Raw genomic sequence first — 21,724 nt, 5'->3', positions numbered from 1 at the left:
AAGCAGGGATTTGCAACACGCAATCCAGATATGTTGCTACATGATCCCGACGCCGAACTACTGCCGGACGGAGTAGTTGCGATCTGCCGCTCAACGATGCGGAATCCGATCGGACAATTCTCGGCAATCTTCCAGGAACGGTCAGGGAACGGCGCAACCAGCCGTTTGGCAACCTCGGTAGGAACTTTCACGTAGAACTCCTCGACGGAGCGGTGGGAGCGAATACGAACAGACCTGTCCCTCTTCAGAATTGATCGACTTCGACGACTTGGCCTGGTATCCGCAGCAACAGAGGAACAGGCCTTTCTGTCGGCGCCCTCGACCATCAGCATGGCCTTGACGCACGTCGCCTCGGCCGCGTTGAACGATGCCCCCGACGGATACGGGCGCCGGGGGTCATCACAACCTGTCGATATCGACTGCCGCGGCCATGGCGTGGTACCCCGCGTCGTTCGGGTGTAGGTGGTCGCCGCTGTCGTAGATCGGAGCGATCTTCTCCGTGTCGACCGAATCGGCAATCACCGTGGCGAAATCCGCGATTCCGTCGAACGCACCGGAATTGCGGATCCAATCGTTGATTGCGTGGCGCTTTGCGGCCGACCGGGTGGAGTAGTGGTCCGAGTCACCGAATGGCAGCATCGTCGCGCCGACGACCTTGATGCCGCGTTCATGAGCCTTCTTGATCAGCGCACGGTATCCGGCGATGACTTGATCGGCGGAGACGTCCGCGCTGGGTTTGTACGTTGGCTGATCGGTCTCACTGAACCCGATGTCGTTGACACCTTCGAGGATGATCACGCTGCGCACTCCTGGCTTGTCGAGAGCATCGCGCTCGAACCGAGCAGCGGCACGGTCGCCGTACCAGGCGGAATCGTTGACCACCAGGTTCCCGCCGATGCCCTCGTTCAGCACGGCGCGCTGCTTGCCCGCGAGCGCCAGTCGGTCGGCGAGTGCGTCCGTATAGCGGCGGTTGGCACCCGTGGTCGAGGCGAAACCATCGGTGATCGAATCGCCGAGCGCTACGACGGTGTCTCGCCGGACCGGACCATCCGACACCTCGACATCGGTCAGGTAATACCAGGATTTCGTGTGCTCGCCGAAAGCTGTCGCGCCCGTATCGGTCACGTGATCTCCGGCCGAGCGGTATGTGTCGGTCCACGCCTGTGAGTGGAAAGTGGCAGGCCCGGTGGTGCCTGCGAAATAGAATGTCACCGTTACCGACTCGAGCGGCGCTACTCGCAATTCCGCTGCATCACTTGCTACTTCTGCACCGGCAGGAATAACGACATGCTCGGATGAGTCGAACGTCAACGGCCGCAGCGAATCCGGCCGGGTCGCCGCACCGTTGGCGGCAAGGGCGATGGTCGCGCCGGTTACTTCGAGTGGGCTCGCACCGAACCGGTTGGATAAGCGGATCCTCGCGTTGCCGCCACCGTTGGTGACTCGCACGACCTGACGGATGGTCTGTCCAGAGAATCCCTCTTCGGACCAGTTCGGGCCGAATCCGGCCGATGGCCGCTGCATCGCCGCCGACCAGGCCGCTGACCATGACTGCTCCATACCGTTCGATATCGAGCCGCTGTGGTCGGCGCCGCATGCCGACAGAGTCGCCGCCGCCACCGCCGCGACGGCTGCCAGCGCCCCAGCAACGCTGAGTGATTTCTGCACCATCTCGATCCCTCGACTTCGTGATTGGTCGCAATCCGAGAACCTCGGCGAGGTTAATGGGTCGCGAGTTCCATTAAGGTGCTCGACGGTATCAGAAGTACGCAACTAATGGAACCTGAATCCCATTTATGTGCGGTGTGCTGTTTTGCGCCGGCGGCCGGATGCACTGTCCTGAGCCGTATCGCAGCACCGCCTGATGGCGAGGTCGATCGCGGCCGAGTCGCAACCCGACGCGGCACCCGTGATCTCCTGGATCCCGCACGGAGCAAACGGTCGGCGCAGAAGTTCAGCACCCCAATACTTCTGGAGCATCTGCACTGTGCTGATGTCCGCGAAGCACGGCATCGCTATGCCCGGAGGCGCCATCAGCCGTGTCGGGGGCCCGGGTCTGCGGTGCGGGCCGGGTGCCAGGCCCTCCGATTCTCCTCGAGACCCGGCCACGCGGTGCCGAAGGCCTACCCGCGTCGACCGCGCCCTGACGGATCCACTTGCGCAGGGTCTCCGCGGTCATGCACAGCCGGGCCGAAGCAGTTGCCCTTGCGTGACATCGATTGGGTTGCGGCCTGACCGAGTAGTCGCCGCCAGGAAGCATGTTGGTGCTGAAATCCCTGGTCGGAGTGCAGGAGTGGTGTGGGCCGGTCGCTCGGACAACGAACTTTCCGCACACATAAGAATGCTCCCCGGAGATTGGAACTGATCGTCTCAGTCCAACTTCCAGGGAGCAGTTCAGCAGCGGTACCACCGCTCAACTCACTTCGACATAGGCCCTGGCCGAGGCGCACAGATCCGTCGCCGAGACGGTCGCCGCGTTCGATACCACTCTCGGGTCCAAGCGCGACGCGACACCCTCGAATGACCACTTCCCGTGCCGAATTCGCGACGGCGTGTATGACACCCGAGGAGGAGGCGGATCGTTGCTACCAGCGAAGGAGCTGGCTGGAGTAGTTCAGGTAGAGGCGCCGAGCTGGGCCAGCAGCACGTGGATATCGGAGTTGATCCAGTACTCCGCGAACTTGCCGTTCTCGACGCGCAGCACGTCGGTGCCCGCGAAACGGATCGCGGCACCTACCGTTGCCGTCGCGCCGGGGAACCCGCCGCCGTAGGTTCCGGTGGCGATCCACCGGATCGCGCAGCGGTCACCGTCCACGATCGGACCCACCTCCACCTGAAACACCAACTCGGAGAAGGCGGCTCGAGTCTGTGCGATCCACGCGACCAATCCCTGCGGGCCTCGCACCGCACTGCCGTCACCACCGTCGAGCAGCGCGGCATGCACGGTGAAGTTGTGGGCGATGATGTCGTCGGCGGGGCTGTAGTCGCCGTTCCAGATGGTGAGCCAGCTGGAGAACAGCTGCCCGACAGTGCTGCCGGTCGTTGATTCCATGACGAAAATCCTTGGTCGAGTGGTGGTTTCAGCTCTGGGCCGGGATCCAGTGCCCGTGGATGCCGGCGGGCACTCGCTGCGGGAGATCGACGGTGGCAATCGGCTCGGACAGATCCGAGGCGTCGAGGATGAGCAACTGGGACGCGTCGGCCTCGATATCGCTGACGACGGTGAGCAGATAGCCGTCGTCCTCGCGGGTCGCCCCGGCGGCGGGCGCGAAGACGGCCTCGCCGGGCATACGTGCCGGTCCGTGCGCGAACAGCTGTCGCTCGCCGGTCCGGGTGTCGAATTTGACCGTGTGATAGCCGGTCAGTCCGGCTCCTGGGAAAGCGACCGCGTAGCTGTAGCGATTCGGCGCTCCGGTCAGATCGTCGTTGATAGCGGGGAATTCGACGACCAGATCGTCCAGCGCCTCCTCGGTCGCGGTGCCGGTGGCGGGGTCGAGAATCCAGCGATGGAGCGTGGTGCCGACGCCGGGGGTGTCGGGGTAGCCCGGGGCGGCGATCCACCATTTCCAGGAGGTTTCCCAGGCCGAGCGGTCGAAGCGCGGGCATTCGAGCACGACGCGCCCACGGTCGTCGACATAGGAGTTGGCGACGTGCAGGATGGCCGCCCGGCTGTCGATGTCGAACCAGCTGACCTCTCCCGAGCCGTGCCTGGGCAGCACGCCGATCCGGAGCGGCGCGTCGTCGTGCCAGCGGTAGGGGATTCCGGAGTGCTCGGCGGGATCGAAGACGACCGGGGAATGCAGAAATACGGCATGCTCACGGGTGATCGCGAAATCGTGCATGAGCGAGGGCCCCGCGCCGTCGATCGTGGTCGCCCGGATGATCTCGCCGGACGCGTCCGCGATGTAGTAGATCAGATAGGGCGGGAACGGGCTGTAGGAGAAGAAGTGCAGCTCTCCCGTGAACGGATCCACCTTGGGATGCGCGGTCATCGAACTGGTCAGCTTCCCGCCGAAGTCGTAGACGCCGACCGTGTCCAGTTCGCTGGTGACTTCCCAGGGCAGGTTGGCCTCCTGCAGCGCCAGATAGCGTCCGCCGTGGAAGATGATGTTGGTCGCGGCGGCGCTGACCTCGAGTTCGGTGCCCGTGAACGGAACTCCGTCCAGATAGGGCGTCTTCACCCAGCGGTTGCGGTACCACTGCGCGCGCCCGCCGGACAGCCGGATGCCGTGCAGCATCCCCGCACCGCGGAACCAATGGGTCGGTGTCACACCCGGTTTGGGATTGTGACCGTTGCGGAAGTAACGGCCGTCCAGGTCGTCGGGCAGTGTTCCGTGGACAGTCAGCTCGAATGCGGTGAGCTCGTCGGGGGTCGGTGCGTAGTGCCCGGTGACATAGGGCCTGGGTGGTTGTGCCATATCGATATCGCCTTTCCGGTGACGGTGATGAGGGTGAGCACAGTGATGGCGGCACAGGTCAGGAAGACCGCGCCGAAGGTGGGCAGAACGGTCAGGAAGGACAGGCCGGCGGCGCCGCCGAGCTGGCGGCTCGCATTCACCAAGCCGCCCGCCAGCCCGCTGTCGGTGGCCGGAACTCCGGCGGCGGCCGACGCGGTGATCCGGACGAAGGCCACGCCCATTCCGGCCCCGATGAGCAGGGTGGGACCGAGCAGATCGATGAGAAAGCTTGCGGCGGATGGCGTCCGGGCCAGCCAGGCCAGACCGGTTGCGAGCATGAGCAGGCCGACCGGCAGCGTGGCGCGGCCCGGAAGCCGGCCCGCCACCCACGAGGAGACGGTGATCATCAGCGCCAGCGGAAGTTGGGTCAGCCCGGCGCGTAACGGCGTGTAGCCCAGGGTGTGCTGCTGATACAGCGGCAGGTAGTAGAACAATCCCAGCCAGACGGCGCCGAGCAGCGCCATCGCGACGTTCGGCCACGCGACCGGCGCCATCCGCGGCGGCAGCAGCGGGTCGGCCACGCGCCGCTGCCGAAAGGCGAAGGCCACCAACAGGATCAGTCCCGCGGCCAGCGCCGTCCAGTGGCCCGACAGCCCGTAGGTGAGGGCGACGAGCCCGACGGTGGCGGTGACCACACTCGGAACATCCGGTCGCCCACCGACCGCGGGCCTCGGCTCGACCAACCGCCACGTCGTCAGCAGCACGGCCAACGCGACGGGAACGACCAGGAAGAAGACCGACCGCCAGCCGAAGCGATCGGTGAGCAGTCCGCCCAGCAATACACCCGCGGCGCCGCCCGCACCGGATACCGCACCCCAAACCCCCAACGCCACGCCGCTGTCCCGGGAATCGCGGTACAGCGTGAGTACCAGGGCCAGCGCTGTCGGCGCCATGAGCGCCGCGCCGAGCCCCTGCACCGATCGGGCCGCGATCAGGGCGGCAATGTCGGGCGCGATCGCCGCGGCCGCTGCGGAAGCCGCGAAAATGCCCGCACCGACGAGGAATACGCGGCGCAGACCGTAGGCGTCGCCGAATCGCCCGCCCGGCAGCAATAGCGCTCCGAACGCCAGCACATAGGCGTTGACCACCCACGACAGGCCGGTCGCCGATGCGCCGAGACCGCTGCGGATCTGCGGCAGGGAGACGTTCACGATGGAGGTGCTGAGCACCACGAGGAACTGCGCGGTAGCCAGCACCGCCAGCGGCAGCCATCGTGTTCTCATGCCCGTCAGCCTGGTGGGCGCCGCGGTTCGCTCGCGTCGGTGATTCCTACCTACTCCGTCTACCTACTCCGCCGTGCCGCCGACCGATTTGTCCGGCATGATGCACGGTGTATGGATTCGTTGATCGGGCGCCGGGCTGAGACGGCGCGGCTGCGTGCATTTCTGGACCAGGCGAGGCGGTCGCGGGGCGGTGCCCTGCTGGTGCACGGCGAGCCGGGCATCGGCAAGAGCGCCTTGCTGGCCGACCTCGGTGCAGCGGCCGCCGATTTCGTGATCATGCGGGCCTGCGGCGCCGAATTCGAGACGGAACTGCCGTATTCGGCGCTGCATCAGCTGTGCGCGGCGGCCCTGACGCATCTGGACAGGCTGCCGCCCGCGCAGGCCAGGGCGTTGCGCATTGCGTTCGGTATGGACGTCGGAACTCCCGACCCGTTCCTGGTCGGTGCGGCGACGCTCGGGCTGCTGCTCGAGTACGACGGGCCGGTGCTGTGTCTCGTCGATGACGCGCAGTGGCTGGACCGCGCCTCGGCCCATGCACTGGCCTTCGTGGCCCGGCGCGTGGATGCCGAACGGGTGGCGATGGTCTTCGCCGCGCGCGACGATGCGGGTGATCTGAATCTGTTGCCGCGGTTGGCGATACCGCGGCTCAGCGATATCGCGGCCCGTGCCCTGCTGGCTCGCGCGCTGCGCGGTCCGCTGGACGATCGGGTGCGCGACCGCATTCTGGCCGAGGCGCGTGGCAACCCGCTGGCCCTGTTGGAACTGCCCGAAACCACCGAATTGGCCGGTCTCACTGGAGATTTCGATCTGCCCGCCCCGGCGGCCGCGGAACGGAGCTATCGCGCTCGTCTGGAGGTGCTGTCCGACCGGGTCCGGCTGCTGCTGACCGTCGCCGCCGCCGAACCCGTCGGCGATCCGTGCCTGCTGTGGCGGGCGGCGGAGCTGCTCGGCATCGAGACGACCGCCGACGACGAGGTGCCACTGGTCGAATTCGGCACCCGGATCCGCTTCGTGCATCCCCTGGCCCGCTCCGCGGTCTACCGGGCCGCGACCGATCGCGAGCGGCGGCGGGCGCACGGTGCACTCGCGCGGGTGAGCGATCCGGTCGCCGATCCGGACCGCGTGGCCTGGCATCGTGCCCAGGCCAGCGTCGGCCCCGACGAAGACGTGGCCGCCGCCCTGGCCCGTTCGGCAGCGCGCGCGCAGGCTCGCGGCGGGGTGGCGGCCGCGGCGGCCTTCCTGGAACGTTCGGCCGCACTGACATTCGATCCGGCACTGCGGGCCGAACGGGTGCTGGCGGCGGTCGAGGCCAAACTGTCCGCGGGGGATTTCGAGGCCGCCGATGAGCTGCTGTCGACCCTCGCTCCCGACGATCCCCGCATCGACCTGCTGCGCGGCCGAATCTCCTTCGCGCGCTACCGGGGTGACGACCGTCCCACCGTCCGTCTGCTCCGCGCCGCAGCGAAATTGGCTGTGCACGAACCGGATCGTGCCCGCGCCTGCTATGTGGACGCGATCGAGACGGCCGCGCTGACCGGCGACCTCGAGAGCGTGATCGCGGCCGCGGCGGCCACGCCGCGCGCCCCGGCACGGCCCGGCAGTGTCGATATCGTCCTCGACGGCATGGCGGCCTTGACCACTGAGGGGCACGCCGCCGCCGCGAAGCTGCTGCGTCCGCTCGTTTCGAACCACCGCGACGAGGTCTGGAGTCGTTGGCCCACACTCGGCTTTCTGCTCGCCCTCGAACTGTGGGATCCCGACGCGATACGTGCTATCGCCTCACGGACCGCCGTGTCCGGCCGCAGTTCGGGTTCGCTGCACATGCTGCGGATCGGGCTGGCCATGCTTGCCACTGTCGCCGTGCACGCCGGCGATCTCGGCCCGGCCCAGGAGCTGATCTCCGAGGAGGAGGCGATCGCGGAGGCCACCTCCGCCGCTCCACTGGTCTACCCGCGCGTCCAGCTGGCCGGGCTGCGCGGCCGCCGCGCCGAGGCCGAAGTGCTGTTCGCCTCGGTGGGACCGCATCTGACCCTCAGCGTGCAGCACGCCACCGCCGTCCTGCACAACGGTCTCGCCGACTATCCCACGGCGCTGCGGGCCGCCGAACAGGCCGTCGCGACGGGCGATCTCGGCCTGGCCGGCCAGACGCTGCCCGAACTGGTGGAGGCGGCGGTGCGCTGTGGCGAGGCGGCGGTGGCCCGGTCCGCGCTCGCGGCAGTGACCGAACGCGCTGGCGAGCAGTCGTGGGGACAAGGCGTCGAAGCCTGGGCGCGAGCCATGGTGTACGAGGACGAGGACGCCCACCAGGAAGCCGTCGCGCTGCTGGAGTCATGCCCGATGCGGATCTGGTCCGGTCGCGCCCACCTGGTGTACGGCGAGTGGTTGCGCCGCAAGGGACGCCGCCGCGACGCCCGGACCGAATTGCGCCATGCCCACGAGTTGCTATCCGACTTCGGCGCGGAGGCCTTCGCCGCCCGGGCCGCGGGTGAGCTCCGCGCCACCGGCGAACACGCCCGCCGCCGCACCGCGCAGGCATCCGACGCGCTCACCATGCAGGAAGTACACATCGCGCGCCTGGCCGCAGACGGCGCCACGTCCAAGGAGATCGCGGCCACCCTGTTCCTCAGCCCACGCACCGTGGAAGCCCACCTCCGCAACATCTTCCGCAAACTCGGCATCACCTCCCGCCGGCAACTGCGCGACATCCGTTGATCGGTCCTGTTGTGCCCAAGCGCCGCAGTGCGCGGCGCGCCGCGACGGTGATCGTCACGAGCATCAGGAACGCCTGGATCAGACGCTCGCGTTCGATGCCGGGTTTGTCGAGCAGCTCGCTGCTCACGCTCGTGCAACGAGCCGCGAGACGATCGGCGTGGCCGCCGCACCCGGCGCCAGGGGTGTTGAGGCGAACTGCGCCTTGATGCCTTCGATCCAGCGCCGGGCGTGCTCGGTGAGCTGGTAGTCGTTGGTCTGCAGGTGCCCGCGGGTGACGAGCACGCCGAGTTGGGCGCCCTTGCAGCGCAAGTCGCCAGGCGCCGCGACACGCATGTAGAAGGCCTCGGACTCGTCGATCAGCGAGTCCCAGTCGTTGCCCCAGCGCGCAAAGGAGATGCGCCCGTCGTCGTCGAGGTGCCACACACCTGTGCGTGGGGCCGCGGTCAAGAGCTCGAGATCCGGCGAGGTCTCCGTGATCATCAGCTGACCCCAGACCTCATCTTCGCCATAGCCCCGCTCCCAGCGCGCGTTGATCTCCTCGACGTCGAGCTCGTAGCCCACGTCCATGTACTCGAGCAGGTGGAAAAGGAACAGCGGCATATCGGCGTAGGCCTCGGTGGTCAAGTTCGTCATCGTGCTTATCCCGCTCACGCGCGGGTTCACCTCGCCGAGGTAGAACTCGTCCGAGTCCAGGTCGTGCAAGAGATCCACCTCGAAGTAGCCGCAGTACCCCTCGCGGCGCAGGACATCGCCCAGCTTTCGCACCATCTCTCGCACGGTGTGCGTCTGTTCGGGCGGCAGCACCCCGCGCCAGATGTCATTGCCGCACCAGCCGCCCTTGTACGGAGTCAGCTCTGGGTAACCGACGAGACTCGTCATCGCGGTGCCGACCACGGTGCCGTGCCGGGTCACGGTGCCCTCGAGGCACACCTCGACATTGCGGATGCGCTTCATGACTTTGACTTCCTGCTCGACCAGGTCACCGGCGTAATGGTCCCAGTCGCGCTGACCGCGCAGAAAGAACGTCTCCGTGCCGGCGTCGCCATAAGCGGCCTCGACGACGAGCGGCTCGGGCTCAGGCCCACCGGCGTGCACGGTCACGTCAGCCGCGGTGACATCGACGCCTGGGCCTGGCGCAGGGACCGCGGCAGGGGCAGGGATGCTGCGGTCAGCGCGACGGTGGTGGTCTCACATACCTCCACTCCACAAGTCTGCACCTGCCCATAGCCGTGTGGAAGTGCGGAGTGCCCTCCTCCGCAACCGCTGGACTACCACTATCGCGCTATGTCCTCGCGGATGAACTCGCCGCCCACACCCGCGACTACGCCGCCGTGTTCTGAACGCGAGATCGGCGATCATGTCCGCCGCCGTTTCGCTGTTGCTGCGGCGAAGGCGATCGCCCCGCTCGACGTCTCGAGCTGTGGGTGATGGTCCAGGCAGTGCGTCTGGTCGATACCGGAGCAGCGGCCTACCCAGCCGGGAATGTCAGTGTTGTACCTTCTTAGAGCATTATTCAGCGGGAGCCGGGTGCATTGTGCTGTGGCGGGCTCGACGGCGGTGCCGGTCCACGGCGTCGGCATTGCTGCAACGGGTCGAGCAGTAGGCGCGGCGACCGTTGCGGCTCGTGTCGACGAACACGCGTAGGCATCCCGATCGCCCGCAGGCGCCGAGCCGATTGCCCTCGGCCTCGACCGTGAAGATGGCGAGGCTCCCCGAGGTAACCGACATGATCCGGCCGACCACATCGTCCTCGTCCGGGGTGAAGTGCAGGTGCGGACGCAATCCGTCGTGCGTGGTCAGGTAGACGCCCGCGGCGCCGTCGACGAGCAGTCCGTTGATCGCGTGGCAGCGCGTCTCGGCGTCGGGTGCCGCGAAGACGGCTCGCAGCCGGACCGCCCAGCGGCGCAGCGCGGTGACCGCGGCGGGCGACAGCTCCGGCCGCCGGATGTCGTGGTGCCGGAGCACCGCCTCCAGGGCGTCGAGCGACCAGTCCGTCCTCGCGCGCAGGTTGACGATGTCGGCGGCCAGGTAGACCCCCGTCATATTGTCATGGTTGAACTGCATAGAGCCATTACAACAGGGTGGACGGTGTGTATCTAGTGACCACCGCGATCGTTCCCGTCGTTCTCGTTCTCGTACTCGGCGCGGTCCTGCGCCGCTGGGCAGTGACCGATCCCGGATTCTGGCGTGGCCTGGAGTGGATGAGCTACTGGGTCTTCACCCCGGCGCTGTTCGTCGGCTCCATCGCGCGCACCGACCTGACATCGGTCTCGCTCGCCCTGCTGGCTGTCGGGCTCGCTGTCCCGATCCTCGGCACCGGACTGCTGGTGATCGCGCTGCGACGGGTGCTGCGGGCCGACGGTCCGCAACTGACGTCGCTGGTCCAGGGCAGCATCCGCATCAACACCTACATCGGGCTGGTGTTCGCCTCGACGCTGCACGGCGCGGACGGAGTGGCGACGTTCGCGATCGCTGCTGCGGTGGTGGTTCCGCTGGTGAACGTCATCTCGGTGACCACGCTGTCGATCTACGGCAACGAGGAGTCACCGACGCACCGGGGCGGGCCCTGGCGGGAACTGGCCGCCAACCCGCTCATCCTGGGTTGCGTTGGTGGCCTGGCGCTCAACCTGCTGGGTATCGGTCTCCCGGTGGTGGCGGCCGCGCCGGTCGACATGCTCGCCTCTCCGGCACTGCTGTGCGGGACGCTGGCCGCGGGCGCGGCGCTCACCCTGCGATTCCGGCTACGCGACGCGCTCGACATCGGGATGGCCTCGATACTGAAACTGGTGGCGTTGCCGCTGGCCGCTGGCGCGATCGCGCGCACGGTGGGTGTCACCGGCGCCGCTCTGGCGAGTGTCGTCATCATCTGCGCCCTGCCGACCGCACCCTCCGCCTACATTCTCGCCACCCGGATGGGCGGCGACTCACGGCTCATGGCCTCCATCACCGGTGTGCAAACCATCCTCGCCACCGCAACCCTGCCCGCCGTGCTCACTGTCGTCGGAGTAGTCTGAGCCGCGACGCCCTCCCTGCCTTCACCGTCGGCGACCGCCTGGGGCGACTGCGGCCACCAGCAGAGATTGTCAGTGCAGCCACTCAGGAGATCCGGACGTGTGGATGTGCCTGGATATTGCGATACCGCTGGGCTTTCGTGCCGAACCTGGAGACGATGACGAACTCGCCCGGCGCGGGCCGGTCGACGACTTCGAGCACGGCGAATCGGCGATCGCCGGATGTGCGCCCGATGTGTTGCAACATCAGAATCCGCGTGCCGAAAAGGAATCCGAGCCCGGTCCGGTAGAGCCAGATGGGCGCGCGCACCAGCCATTTCGCCCTGGACTGCAGCGATCCACCGCGACCCCATGCGTTCGCGGCTCGCACCCTGGTGTTCATGGATCGCCACTGACCAACCCCGGGTGGTCTTCGCTGCCGAACAGCGGAATTGTGAGCGTGTCTTCGAGAGCGGGAAGGTCCGCCGGCGGCGTTTCGGGGGCCGATCCGCGGCCCCACACCTGGCCCGCCGGTTGGGTCGAGGGGCGAAGGGGCACCGCGGTGGCCCGTGCCACGACGTCGCGTTAATTGCGCATTTCGTCTCATTGTGCGGATGCACAAGACAGGTTCGCCGGTTTGTTGCGGATCGACGCTAGCCGGCGAAGTGTGACCCACGCATCATTGCTCGTGACACCCCGATCCGGGGAAGGACCCATGGGCGCGACCGGCTTCGGCTGGGCCTGAGCTGACCAGGAGCACAGCCGATGAACACACAGCACATCGACTACGACACCGCCGAAGGAGTCGACGTCCTCATCGTGGGCGCCGGGGCAGCTGGCGGGGTGGCAGCACTCGAGTTGGCCAGCAAAGGCCTAAAGGTCGTGTGTCTGGAGCAGGGAGACTGGAACCTGCCCGACGACTTCACCGGCGACAAACCGTCCTGGGAGCTCACCCGCCTGAAGCAGTGGAACTCCAGCCCGAATGTGCGCCAGAACCCGGCCGACTATCCGGTCGACGCCACCGAGAGCCCGGTCGAACCGCTGATGTTCAACGGCGTCGGCGGCAGCACGATCATGTTCTCTGGGCACTGGGTTCGCGCGATGCCGTCGGACTTCCGGGTCAAGACACTCGACGGCGTGGCCGAGGACTGGCCGTTCACCTATGCGGATCTGCGACCGTTCTACGACGAGGTCACCCACCATATCGGCGCGTCCGGGCTGGAAGGCGACCCCGCCTATCCGGATCCGCACACCTTTCCGCTGCCGCCGCTGCCGATCGGCAAATACGGTGTTGTCGCGGCCAAAGGGATGGACAAGCTGGGCTGGCACTGGTGGCCGGCACCGAATGCCATCGCGTCGCGCAACTTCAAGAACCGCCCGGCCTGTCTGCGCTACGGCGCATGTGAATCCGGATGCCCGACCGGAGCCAAGGCCAGCACCGACCTCACCCACTGGCGTGACGCGATCGCACTGGGTGCGGTGCTGATCACCGGTGCCCGGGTCAGCCAGCTCACCGTGAACGACCGCGGCCTTGTCACCGGCGCCGAGTACATCGACCGCGACGGGAACCTGCAACACCAAGCGGCCCGGGTGACCGTGATGGCCGCGAACGGTGTAGGCACACCGCGCCTGCTGCTGAACTCGACCTCGTCGCTCTTCCCCAACGGCCTCGCCAACTCCTCCGGGCTGGTGGGCAAGCGTCTGATGACGCACCCGTATGCCTCGGTATACGGCGCCTACGACGAAGAGCTCGAAACCTGGCTCGGCCCGGCAGGACAGGCGCTGCAGTCGATGCAGTTCTACGAGACCGACACCGACCGCGGATTCGTGCGGGGAGCGAAGTGGAACCTGATGCCGACCGGTGGCCCGCTCGCCCACACCCTCTGGGAGCGGGGGCAGGACTGGCGTGGGGGTTTCGGACCCGCGTTCCACAGCCGCCTCGAGCGCACGTTCGGGCGCTACACCGAATGGGGGATCACCACCGAAGACTTGCCCGACGAGCACAACACGGTCGTGCTCGACCCAGACGTCACAGACTCCGACGGGATCCCGGCCGCGAAAATCCGCTACACCATCGGTGAGAACTGTGAGCGAATGCTCAAATTCAACGTGGAGCGGGCGATCGAGGCGCATCAGGCCGCCGGGGCTGTCGAAGTCCACCCGATCCCAGTGGTACGCCACAGCGCCTGGCATCTGCTCGGGACGGCCACCATGGGCACCGACCCCGCCACCTCGGTCGTCGATCAGTGGGGTCGGGCACACGACGTACCCAACTTGTTCATCATCGACGGCAGCGTCTTCGTCACCTCCACGGGTGTGAACCCGACCGCGACCATCATGGCGATTGCCCTGCGCTCGATGCGGCACCTCGCCGACACCCGCCACAGCATCCAGACCGCGTTCTAAGGACAACATGATGCTCGACTCCGACCAGCGCCGCACCTTCGCGCTTCTCGCCGACACACTGATTCCCGCGTCCGGCTCCATGCCCTCGGCGAGCGCCGCCGGAGTACCCGATGCGTTGCTCGACCAGGTTCTCGGCTACCGGCCTGATATCGCAGAAGCATTCGCCGCCGCCGTTGCCTCGTGCACCGGCAAGGACCCCGAAGCCGCTCTCGATGAGCTCGCGGCGCACCGGCCCGACCAGTTCGAGGCGCTGACGGTGCTGACGGCGGGCGCGTACTTCCTCAGTCCCGCCGTGAAGGCCGCCATGCCGTATGCCGCGGCACCGCGTCCGGCCCGCGAGGACATGGATTCCTACGTCGATCTTCTCGCCGACGTTGTCGAGCGCGGCTTCGTCATCCGCTGATCAAGCCCGTCGCGGCCGAAACCACAATCTCCAAACCTGCCCCGGGTCCAGCGAAAGGCAACAGCAGTGAGTGAAAATCACAGCGGGCGTGAAGAATCCGTCTCCACGATCGAATCGGCCACCATCCAACCGATCCCGGCCGACCAGCGCCACGGGCGCAACCGGGACATGTTCACGATCTGGTTCGGAACCAACATCATGATCCTGGCGGTCGTCACCGGGGCGTTGTCGACGACCCTCTTCGGGCAGCCCGCCTGGTCAGCCGCGCTGGCGGTCATCGCAGGAAACCTCTTCGGTGCGATCTTCATGGCGCTGCACTCTGCTCAGGGGCCGCGACTGGGCGTTCCACAGATGGTGCAGACCAAGGGCCAATTCGGTTCGCTGGGATCGATTCTCATCGTCGCAGTCGTCGTCTTCATGTACCTCGGGTTCTTCATCTCGATTCTCGTCTTCGGCGGGGAGTCCCTCGCGTCAGCCATACCCTTCCTGAACGATAAGGCCGGCATCGCGGTGCTCGCGGCGATCAGCGTCTGCGCGGCCATCTGGGGTTACACCCTGATCCACGCCTACGCACGCATCATGACGTGGGCGTCGGGGCTGGTTCTGCTGATGGCGTTCGTCTGGGCGTTCATTGTCCACCCCGTGCCCACCGACTTCTTCAGCACGGGCACCGCGACGCTGGCCGGCTTCCTGAGTACCTTCGGGGCGTGTGCGGTGTGGCAGATCGCCTATGCCCCATATGTTTCCGACTATTCGCGCTACCTGCCGGCAAAGACGGGCTCGCGGCCGGCATTCTGGATGAGCTACTGGGGCACCAGCATCGGCTCGATCCTGCCGATGTTCCTCGGGGCAGGCGTCGGATTGCTGCTCCCCGACACCGACCCGGTTGTCGCCCTGACCCAGGCCACCGCAGGGATCAGCGTCGTGGTGGTTGTGGTCTTCAGCATCGGAGTCGCCGCTACGAACGCGATGAACCTGTACTGCGGCACGCTGAGCACGATCACGATTGTGCAGACGATCTTGCCGCGCTTCAATCCACGCGGCCGCGAACGTGCTCTGATCGCCACCGGACTATGCGCGCTGGCCGTGAGCGTCGCGCTCACCGCGGGCAGCGACTTTGTCGCCACCTACAACAACTTCCTGGTTCTGCTGCTGGGTTCGCTGGTCCCGTGGACCGCCGTGAATCTGGTGGACTACTACCTGGTCCGGCATGGGGACTACGTCGTCGAGGACTTTTACAAGCGCGACGGCGGTCGCTATGGCCGGGTCAACTGGCCTGCGGTCGGCTGCTACCTCATCGGTGTCGCTGTACAACTCCCGTTCATGATCATCGGAACCGACTTCATCGGACCGATCGCCAAAATGCTCGGCAATACAGATATCTCGTTCATTGTCGGATTGGCTGTCGTCTCACCGCTTTATTACTTCACCGCAACGGCTTTTGCCCGCCGCAGCAATCGTTCCGCCGCACCTGTCGCCTCGGCGGTGGAGCAGTGGTAGGGAACCCACGACACGGCTTCACCCGCAGTGCTCGTCGGCCTGGTCGTCGTCGGTCCCCTGTATTACATGGCCGCGCGCGTGTTCCGGAAGACCACCCGCCCTGCACCAATGTTGCTTCCGGAACCAGACCTGGAATCGATCACGCAACCGGCATGAACCACCCCACCGCTGCGTGACCGAAACGAAAAACCTACCTACAGGCGCCGGACCGGGCGCAGAAAGTACAGGCGAATGATCATGGCATCAACTGAAATTGGGCAATTCACCGTGCGGCGTCCCGCTCCGGATCAGATCCCGGTCGCTGATGTGCCGCCCGCGGGCCACTTCATCGGCGGATCGTTTGTCCCGAGCTCGTCCACCGAGGTCATCGACGTCCTCGATCCGACAACGGAAAATGTCCTCGGATCCGTCCCGGCAGGAACCGTCCAGGATGTCGATTCGGCCGTGGCGGCGGCCGTCGAGGCGCAGCGATCGTGGGGCTGCACCACACCGAAGGAGCGATCCGAGGTGCTCTCTCGGATCGCGGACATCGTAGAAGCCAACCGCGAAGTACTCGCAGTGCTCGAGTCCACGAATACCGGCAAGCCCCGCAGCGTCGCCGAGGACGATATCTCCAACACCATCGACACCTTCCGGTTCATGGCGGGGGCGGGGCGGACGATGACTTCCCTGGCCGGTGGAGACTACGCGCGGGGACATACCTCGGTCATTCTCCGCGAACCGGTTGGAGTGGTCGGGGTGATCACACCCTGGAACTATCCGCTGCTGATGGCCGCATGGAAGATCGCCCCCATTCTGGCCGCCGGAAACAGCGTGGTGCTCAAGCCATCCGAACAGACCCCGCTGTCGATACTGAAGCTGGTCGAGCTCGTCGCCGGACACATCCCCGACGGGATCGTCAATATCGTGACCGGCCGAGGCCGGACAGTGGGGCAGCGCCTGGCCGAACACCCCGACATCGCACTTGTCGCGGTGACGGGAAGTGTTCTCAGCGGCCAGGCAGTCGCGGAAACCGCCTCACGTTCCGTCAAACGCGTTCACCTCGAACTCGGTGGCAAAGCACCCGTCGTCGTCTTCGCCGACGCCGACCTCGGTGCGGCCGCGGCCGGAGTGCGTAACGCCGGATTCTGGAATGCGGGCCAGGACTGCGGTGCAGCCTGCCGGGTGCTGGTGCACGAATCGGTGGCGGAAGAGTTCACCGAACTCCTGGTTCGGGAAGTCGGCAGGCTGGTAGTCGGCGCGCCGGCCGCCGGGGACGACGTCGAAATCGGTCCCATGGTTTCCCGCCCACACTTCGAGCGCGTACGGGACTCGCTGGCCGAGGCAAGGGCAGCCGGCCTGCACGCGGCCATCGGCGGCGCGGTCCTGGACGGCCCCGGCTACTTCATCGAACCGACCGTGTTCAGCGAGGTGCCGGCCGGCGCGCCGATTACCCAGCAGGAAATCTTCGGCCCCGTTGTCACGGTCGAATCGTTCAGCACCACCGACGAAGCGGTCGCCAGGGCCAACGAGACACCGTACGGCCTCGCGGCATCGGTGTGGACCCGGGACGCGGGCCTCTCCCTCGACGTGCCCAAGCGGCTCGACTTCGGCACCGTCTGGGTCAACTCGCACCTCGTGTTCGCATGCGAGGTGCCCTGGGGTGGGTTCAAGGGATCGGGCTACGGGCGCGACCTCTCGCTCTACGCGCTCGACGACTTCTCCCGGACCAAACACGTCATGATCAACCACGGCGCATGAGCCCTGGATACGAGCATCGGAGCCCGAGGTGACACCAACGAGACGGCGCTGAGACTCAGTCCACAGAAAGGTGGAGCGGTGTCCCCGGCACTGCCGGAACACCGCTCCACCCGCGCCTGGGCGCGAGTAGCAAAGACGCAAAAATGACGATCTGTTCTATTCGATCGCACAAACGGCTTGGTCACCGGTGCTTAAGATGTGATCGTGGCAATCACTATCGGCGAGCTCGCGGAGATCCCGCACCTCCAACTCGATGTGCACTCCGGAGCGGCAGGTCTCGGACGTGAGGTCACGTGGACACATGTCACCGATCTCCCCGAACCCTGGCGCTGGGTGACCGGCGGCGAGTTCCTGATGACCAACGGTATGTCGTTTCCGAAATCAGCGAAAGCGCAGGCCGACCTAGTGCGACAGCTTGCCGCGAAAGGAGTGGCCGGCCTCGGCATCGGCGAGAACATGTACTGCCCGCCGCTTACCAAGGCGGTTTCGACGGTCAGTGACGAACTGGGGTTTCCGGTGTTGTGGATCCGGTATCCGCTGCCCTTCGTCGCCATCTCGCGGGCCGTCGCGGAGGCCACCCTCCTCGACCAGTCGCAGCGGCTGAGTCGCACGGTCCGGATGTATGACCTGATCCGCCGCCGCACCGCTCATGGCGCCGACCCAGCAGCCCTACTGTCTGCGCTGGCACGCGAGCTGGGATGTGAGATCCAGGTATGCGAACGCGCGACCGGTGAGCCGTGGTTCCCGGACTCGCCGCCGCTGGATCCGACGGTCAGCGACGCCATCGCGGCATTGTCGGACTCGTCGAAGAACGTGGCCGGAGGAGCATACGGCCTTCCGTCCATCGGTGACCGTGCGGCCATGCTCACCGACATCCCGCGGCACGCGGGGGCCGCATTGGTCGCGCTCAGCGATCCGAAGGTCAGCGTCGACCCGATCCAACTCCAGCATGCGGCCACCGTCGTAGCGATCGAACTCTCCCAAACACGGCTCATGCTCGAACACGAGCGGCGTTACAAGTCGGGATTACTCACTCAGATGCTCGAAGGGCGGATGGACATTCCCGCTGTCGCCGATCAGCTCGCCGAACTCGGCCTGGATCCGGCGTCCGCGGTGCTGGTCGCCGCCCACAGCGACGACACGAATCGCATGCTGGACCTGCACAATTCGTTGTGGCGGCGGTCACTGCCCTATCTGTGCCGGCTCCGCATGGACACAGCCCATGTTCTGGTACCCGATGGCACCGACACCGACGCCGTGCTCATCCGGGCGCTCGGCCCGACCGCCCGGATCGGAGTAAGCGGGAAAATCGGTTCGCTCAGCAGGTTTCAGGATGCGGCCCGGGAGGCTTCCTGGGCGTTGTCGATCGCGGAACGCCGGGGAATCGTCGTGTCTCGGTACGGCAGCGCCGTACCCTGGATCGGCCTGTCCGACGTGGCCGACGCACAGACCCTGCTCGACCGCATCCTGCGGCCGGTCCTGGACTACGACGAGAAGCACCAGTCGCAACTCGTCGAAACCCTCGACATGTTTCTGCAGCACCAGCGGTCGTGGCAACGGACCGCACAGGCCATGCACATCCACCGGCAGACGGTGATGTACCGAATCCGGAAGGTGGAGGCGCTCACCGACCGCGACGTGGCGGACACGAACTCACTGACAGAGCTATGGCTGGCCGTGCGGGCAGCCGAGTTGCTCTCAATTCCAAGGACCGAGACAAGTCCGAGTAGACATCTGAAGTAACCCGCGCGGATCATCCACCGCGATCCGAGGCCACCACTCAGCCACGCCGCGACAATCACCAGGGTGGTAGGGCTACCCGTGTACGTGCAGGGGCTTGCCGGAGACGGCCAGCAGCGCCTCGCCCAGCGCCTCGCCCTGCGTGGGATGAGCATGCACGAATTTCGCGGCCTCGCCCGCATTCGCCTTCAGGTTGTAGAGCATCTGTGCCTCGCCGATCAGCTCGCCGACCCGATCGCCGACCATGTGCACGCCGATCACCGAATCATCCGGCGCTACCACGAGTTTGACTGCTCCCGATGTCTTGAGAATCTGGCTCTTGCCGTTGCCCGCGAGGTCGTAGGTGACGGTCTTGATCTCCTCGCCGAACGCCTCCCGTGCCGCGGCCTCGGTCAGGCCGACCGACGCCACCTCGGGGTGTGAGTACGTCACGCGGGGGATGCCGGTCTCGTTGATCGGGTCGGGGCTCAGGCCCGCGATCTCCTCGGCGACGAAGATGCCCTGCTGGAATCCGCGGTGGGCCAACTGGAGTCCGGGCACGATGTCGCCGACCGCGTACACGTTCGGCAGCGTGGTGCGCAGTCGCTCGTCGGTGGTGACGAAGCCGCGGTCGAGGACGATGCCCGCCTCCTCGTAGCCCGTCGCCGCGGTGTTCGGACCTCGACCCACCGCAACCAGCACGACGTCGGCATCGAGGACGTCGCCGGACCCGAGGATGACGCGCACGCCGGCCTCGTCCCGCGCCACCTCGGTCACCCGGGCGCCCGTCTTGGCGGTGATCTTGCGCCGCCGGAAGGCCCGTTCGAGGTACTTCGAGAGGGCCTCGTCCTCGTTCGGGACCAACCGCGGCAGCGCCTCGACGATCGTCACCGAGGCGCCGAAGGACGCCCAGACACTGGCGAACTCGACACCGATGACGCCGCCGCCGAGGATTACGGCCTTGGCGGGGACCTCGGGCAGGGTCAGGGCCTGGTCGCTGGTGATCACTCGGCCGCCGATGCTGATCCCGGGCAGCGACTTGGGGTGCGACCCGGTCGCGAGGATCACGTCGGTGCCGGTGATCAACTCGCCGTCGACCTCGACGCCGTTCGGTGCAACGAACCGGCCGCGGCCGTTGACCACGCGGATGCCGTACGAATCGATCAGGCCCTGCAGGCCCTTGTGTAACCGGGTGACGATGGTGTCCTTGTAGCTGAGCACCTTCTCGGCGTCGATGCCGCCGAACGACACATCGACGCCGAATTGCGAAGCGGTGCGGGCGTTGTCGGCCACCTCGGCGGCATGCAGTAACGCCTTGGTGGGAATGCACCCGCGGTGCAGGCAGGTGCCACCGAGCTCGTTCTCCTCGACGAGGATGACCGAGCGGCCGAGTTCGGCCGAGCGGATGGCGGCGGCGTACCCGCCGGAACCGCCGCCGAGAACGACCACGTCTGCGGATCGTGAGGTCATGTGAATACTCCTGGTGTGGAATGTGAAAGCTGTGTGGCTGAAGGCATTTCGTGGATCTACCGGGAATCGGCGGCGGCCATCACCTCGGGTTCTACGCCGGTGCCCGGGCTCTGCCGGCGAATCTGGCGCACCGTTTCGGCATACAGCCAGGAGCCGCCGTCCGGTAGATCGTCGCGAGCGACGCCGGTCACCGTTGCGTACCGGAGGCCCATCGCGCTGACCGACTCGGCGACCCGTCGCGGCTCGTCGAGGTCGAGGTCGGCGGGTTTGCCCGTGTCGATCTGGCAGAAGTCGCAACGCCGCGTGCACTGGTCGCCGCCGATGAGGAAGGTCGCCTCGCGGTCCTCCCAGCACTCGAAGATGTTGGGGCACCCCGCCTCCTGGCAGACGGTGTGCAGGTGCTCGCGTTCGACGAGGGCGGCGAGCGCTCGGTATTCGGGTCCGGTGTGCATCCGCACCTTCATCCACGGCGGCTTGCGTTCGACCGGAGTCCGGTCGGTGCGAACCTCGAGCCGAAGCAGTCGACGCCCGTCCGGGGCGAGGGGGGAGGGGTGGGGTGAGGCGCTGATGGGAACTCCTTCGATAGCCGGAGCCGGCGAGAGCTCGCTGGAAGGATCCGGCTGCTGTGCGGCGACGCGAAGTCGCCGGTGATGTCAGACCCGCACATTCATGGCCGAGCAGCGCTCGCAGGAAGCGGTGTCAGCAGGGGGAAGAGGAGGCAGGCCCTCGATACCTTTGCGGGACTTGGTATCTGGACGCCGAATGCTCGGTGTGTGCGGTCACAGCTGAGCGAGTTCCCGACCGAGGATGCCAAACGCTGATGCGTTTTGGCAAGGGGGATCGGCGGTCGAGTGGTCCCGAGAGGTCGGTGGCAGACAAACCTCGGGGGAGTGTGTACTGTTCTGCAAGTCACAACTGAAGACGCCGATGACGCGCAGCGGGAGAACCTCCGAGTTTCAGACTTCTGAACTCCGAGGCGCCGTAGGAGCAACTTCCTCCCCGGGAATCTCTCAGGCCCAAGTACCGCAGCGCCGAGGCAACTCTGGAGAACAGGAACGGCCGCAGGCCGGTACTTACCGAAGGTGAAGAGCAACGCCCTAGCGC

At 66.6% G+C, this 21,724-nt stretch carries 14 protein-coding genes, 2 pseudogenes and 1 riboswitch; of the genes and pseudogenes, 7 read left to right on the top strand and 9 right to left on the bottom strand.

Features of this window, described 5'->3' with window-relative positions; genetic code table 11:
• Window positions 1–399 precede the first annotated feature (399 nt).
• From ACWEO2_RS31055 to ACWEO2_RS31040, 4 genes are all read right to left on the bottom strand, one after another.
• Window positions 400–1,671 (bottom strand): SGNH/GDSL hydrolase family protein, encoded by a 1,272-nt coding sequence (locus tag ACWEO2_RS31055; RefSeq protein WP_452408584.1) that lies wholly within the window; start codon window positions 1,669–1,671, stop codon window positions 400–402.
• 943 nt (window positions 1,672–2,614) lie between these two features.
• Window positions 2,615–3,052 carry an ester cyclase gene (locus ACWEO2_RS31050; RefSeq protein WP_452408583.1) on the bottom strand — a complete coding sequence of 146 codons (438 nt, stop codon included), beginning with the start codon at window positions 3,050–3,052 and terminating at the stop codon, window positions 2,615–2,617.
• Window positions 3,053–3,080: 28 nt separating this feature from the next.
• A complete protein-coding gene (locus ACWEO2_RS31045; protein ID WP_452408582.1) occupies window positions 3,081–4,418 on the bottom strand; it encodes a carotenoid oxygenase family protein in 1,338 nt (445 codons plus the stop codon).
• The gene (locus ACWEO2_RS31040; RefSeq protein WP_452408581.1) at window positions 4,343–5,680 is read right to left on the bottom strand and encodes an MFS transporter; all 1,338 of its coding nucleotides are present in this window, start codon (window positions 5,678–5,680) and stop codon (window positions 4,343–4,345) included. The genes ACWEO2_RS31045 and ACWEO2_RS31040 overlap by 76 nt, the downstream gene beginning before the upstream one ends.
• 111 nt (window positions 5,681–5,791) lie before the next feature.
• On the opposite strand from ACWEO2_RS31040, the gene ACWEO2_RS31035 reads away from it, so the two are divergent.
• Window positions 5,792–8,392 carry an AAA family ATPase gene (locus ACWEO2_RS31035; RefSeq protein WP_452408580.1) on the top strand — a complete coding sequence of 867 codons (2,601 nt, stop codon included), beginning with the start codon at window positions 5,792–5,794 and terminating at the stop codon, window positions 8,390–8,392.
• A 123-nt stretch (window positions 8,393–8,515) separates the two neighbouring features.
• Here ACWEO2_RS31035 and ACWEO2_RS31030 read toward each other — a convergent pair.
• Window positions 8,516–9,463: pseudogene (locus ACWEO2_RS31030) on the bottom strand (biotin carboxylase); the annotation flags it as partial.
• Between the two features lie 438 nt (window positions 9,464–9,901).
• Window positions 9,902–10,456, bottom strand: a complete 555-nt coding sequence (locus tag ACWEO2_RS31025; RefSeq protein ID WP_452408579.1) for a CGNR zinc finger domain-containing protein — start codon at window positions 10,454–10,456, stop codon at window positions 9,902–9,904.
• A gap of 26 nt (window positions 10,457–10,482) precedes the next feature.
• Here ACWEO2_RS31025 and ACWEO2_RS31020 point away from each other — a divergent pair, with 26 nt between their 5' ends.
• Window positions 10,483–11,406, top strand: a complete 924-nt coding sequence (locus ACWEO2_RS31020; RefSeq protein ID WP_452408578.1) for an AEC family transporter — start codon at window positions 10,483–10,485, stop codon at window positions 11,404–11,406.
• A gap of 82 nt (window positions 11,407–11,488) precedes the next feature.
• On the opposite strand, the gene ACWEO2_RS31015 is transcribed toward ACWEO2_RS31020, so the two are convergent.
• A complete protein-coding gene (locus tag ACWEO2_RS31015) occupies window positions 11,489–11,785 on the bottom strand; it encodes a nitroreductase/quinone reductase family protein (RefSeq protein WP_452408577.1) in 297 nt (98 codons plus the stop codon).
• Between the two features lie 362 nt (window positions 11,786–12,147).
• Here ACWEO2_RS31015 and ACWEO2_RS31010 point away from each other — a divergent pair, with 362 nt between their 5' ends.
• From ACWEO2_RS31010 to ACWEO2_RS30990, 5 genes are all read left to right on the top strand, one after another.
• Window positions 12,148–13,788, top strand: coding sequence for a GMC family oxidoreductase (locus ACWEO2_RS31010; protein ID WP_452408576.1), 1,641 nt, complete (start codon window positions 12,148–12,150; stop codon window positions 13,786–13,788).
• 10 nt (window positions 13,789–13,798) lie between these two features.
• The gene (locus ACWEO2_RS31005; protein WP_354952612.1) at window positions 13,799–14,191 is read left to right on the top strand and encodes a gluconate 2-dehydrogenase subunit 3 family protein; all 393 of its coding nucleotides are present in this window, start codon (window positions 13,799–13,801) and stop codon (window positions 14,189–14,191) included.
• 66 nt (window positions 14,192–14,257) lie between these two features.
• Complete coding sequence (locus ACWEO2_RS31000; RefSeq protein ID WP_452408575.1) at window positions 14,258–15,691, top strand: purine-cytosine permease family protein; 1,434 nt, start codon at window positions 14,258–14,260, stop codon at window positions 15,689–15,691.
• Window positions 15,692–15,928: 237 nt separating this feature from the next.
• A complete protein-coding gene (locus ACWEO2_RS30995; protein ID WP_452408574.1) occupies window positions 15,929–17,431 on the top strand; it encodes an aldehyde dehydrogenase family protein in 1,503 nt (500 codons plus the stop codon).
• Window positions 17,432–17,635: 204 nt separating this feature from the next.
• Entirely contained in the window at window positions 17,636–19,174 is a 1,539-nt protein-coding gene (locus ACWEO2_RS30990) for a PucR family transcriptional regulator (protein WP_452408573.1), read from the top strand.
• 72 nt (window positions 19,175–19,246) lie between these two features.
• Here ACWEO2_RS30990 and lpdA read toward each other — a convergent pair whose 3' ends face one another.
• Together lpdA and ACWEO2_RS30980 are read right to left on the bottom strand one after the other, a co-directional pair.
• A complete protein-coding gene (lpdA, locus tag ACWEO2_RS30985; RefSeq protein WP_452408572.1) occupies window positions 19,247–20,620 on the bottom strand; it encodes a dihydrolipoyl dehydrogenase in 1,374 nt (457 codons plus the stop codon).
• 89 nt (window positions 20,621–20,709) lie between these two features.
• Window positions 20,710–21,189, bottom strand: a pseudogene (locus ACWEO2_RS30980) (radical SAM protein); the annotation flags it as partial.
• 359 nt (window positions 21,190–21,548) lie between these two features.
• A riboswitch (glycine riboswitch) is annotated at window positions 21,549–21,656 on the top strand.
• Window positions 21,657–21,724 lie beyond the last annotated feature (68 nt).

This window comes from Nocardia sp. NPDC004278 (assembly GCF_053602975.1).
Note: the sequence above shows the minus strand (reverse complement) of the source record. Positions and strands in the feature narration are given on the sequence as shown.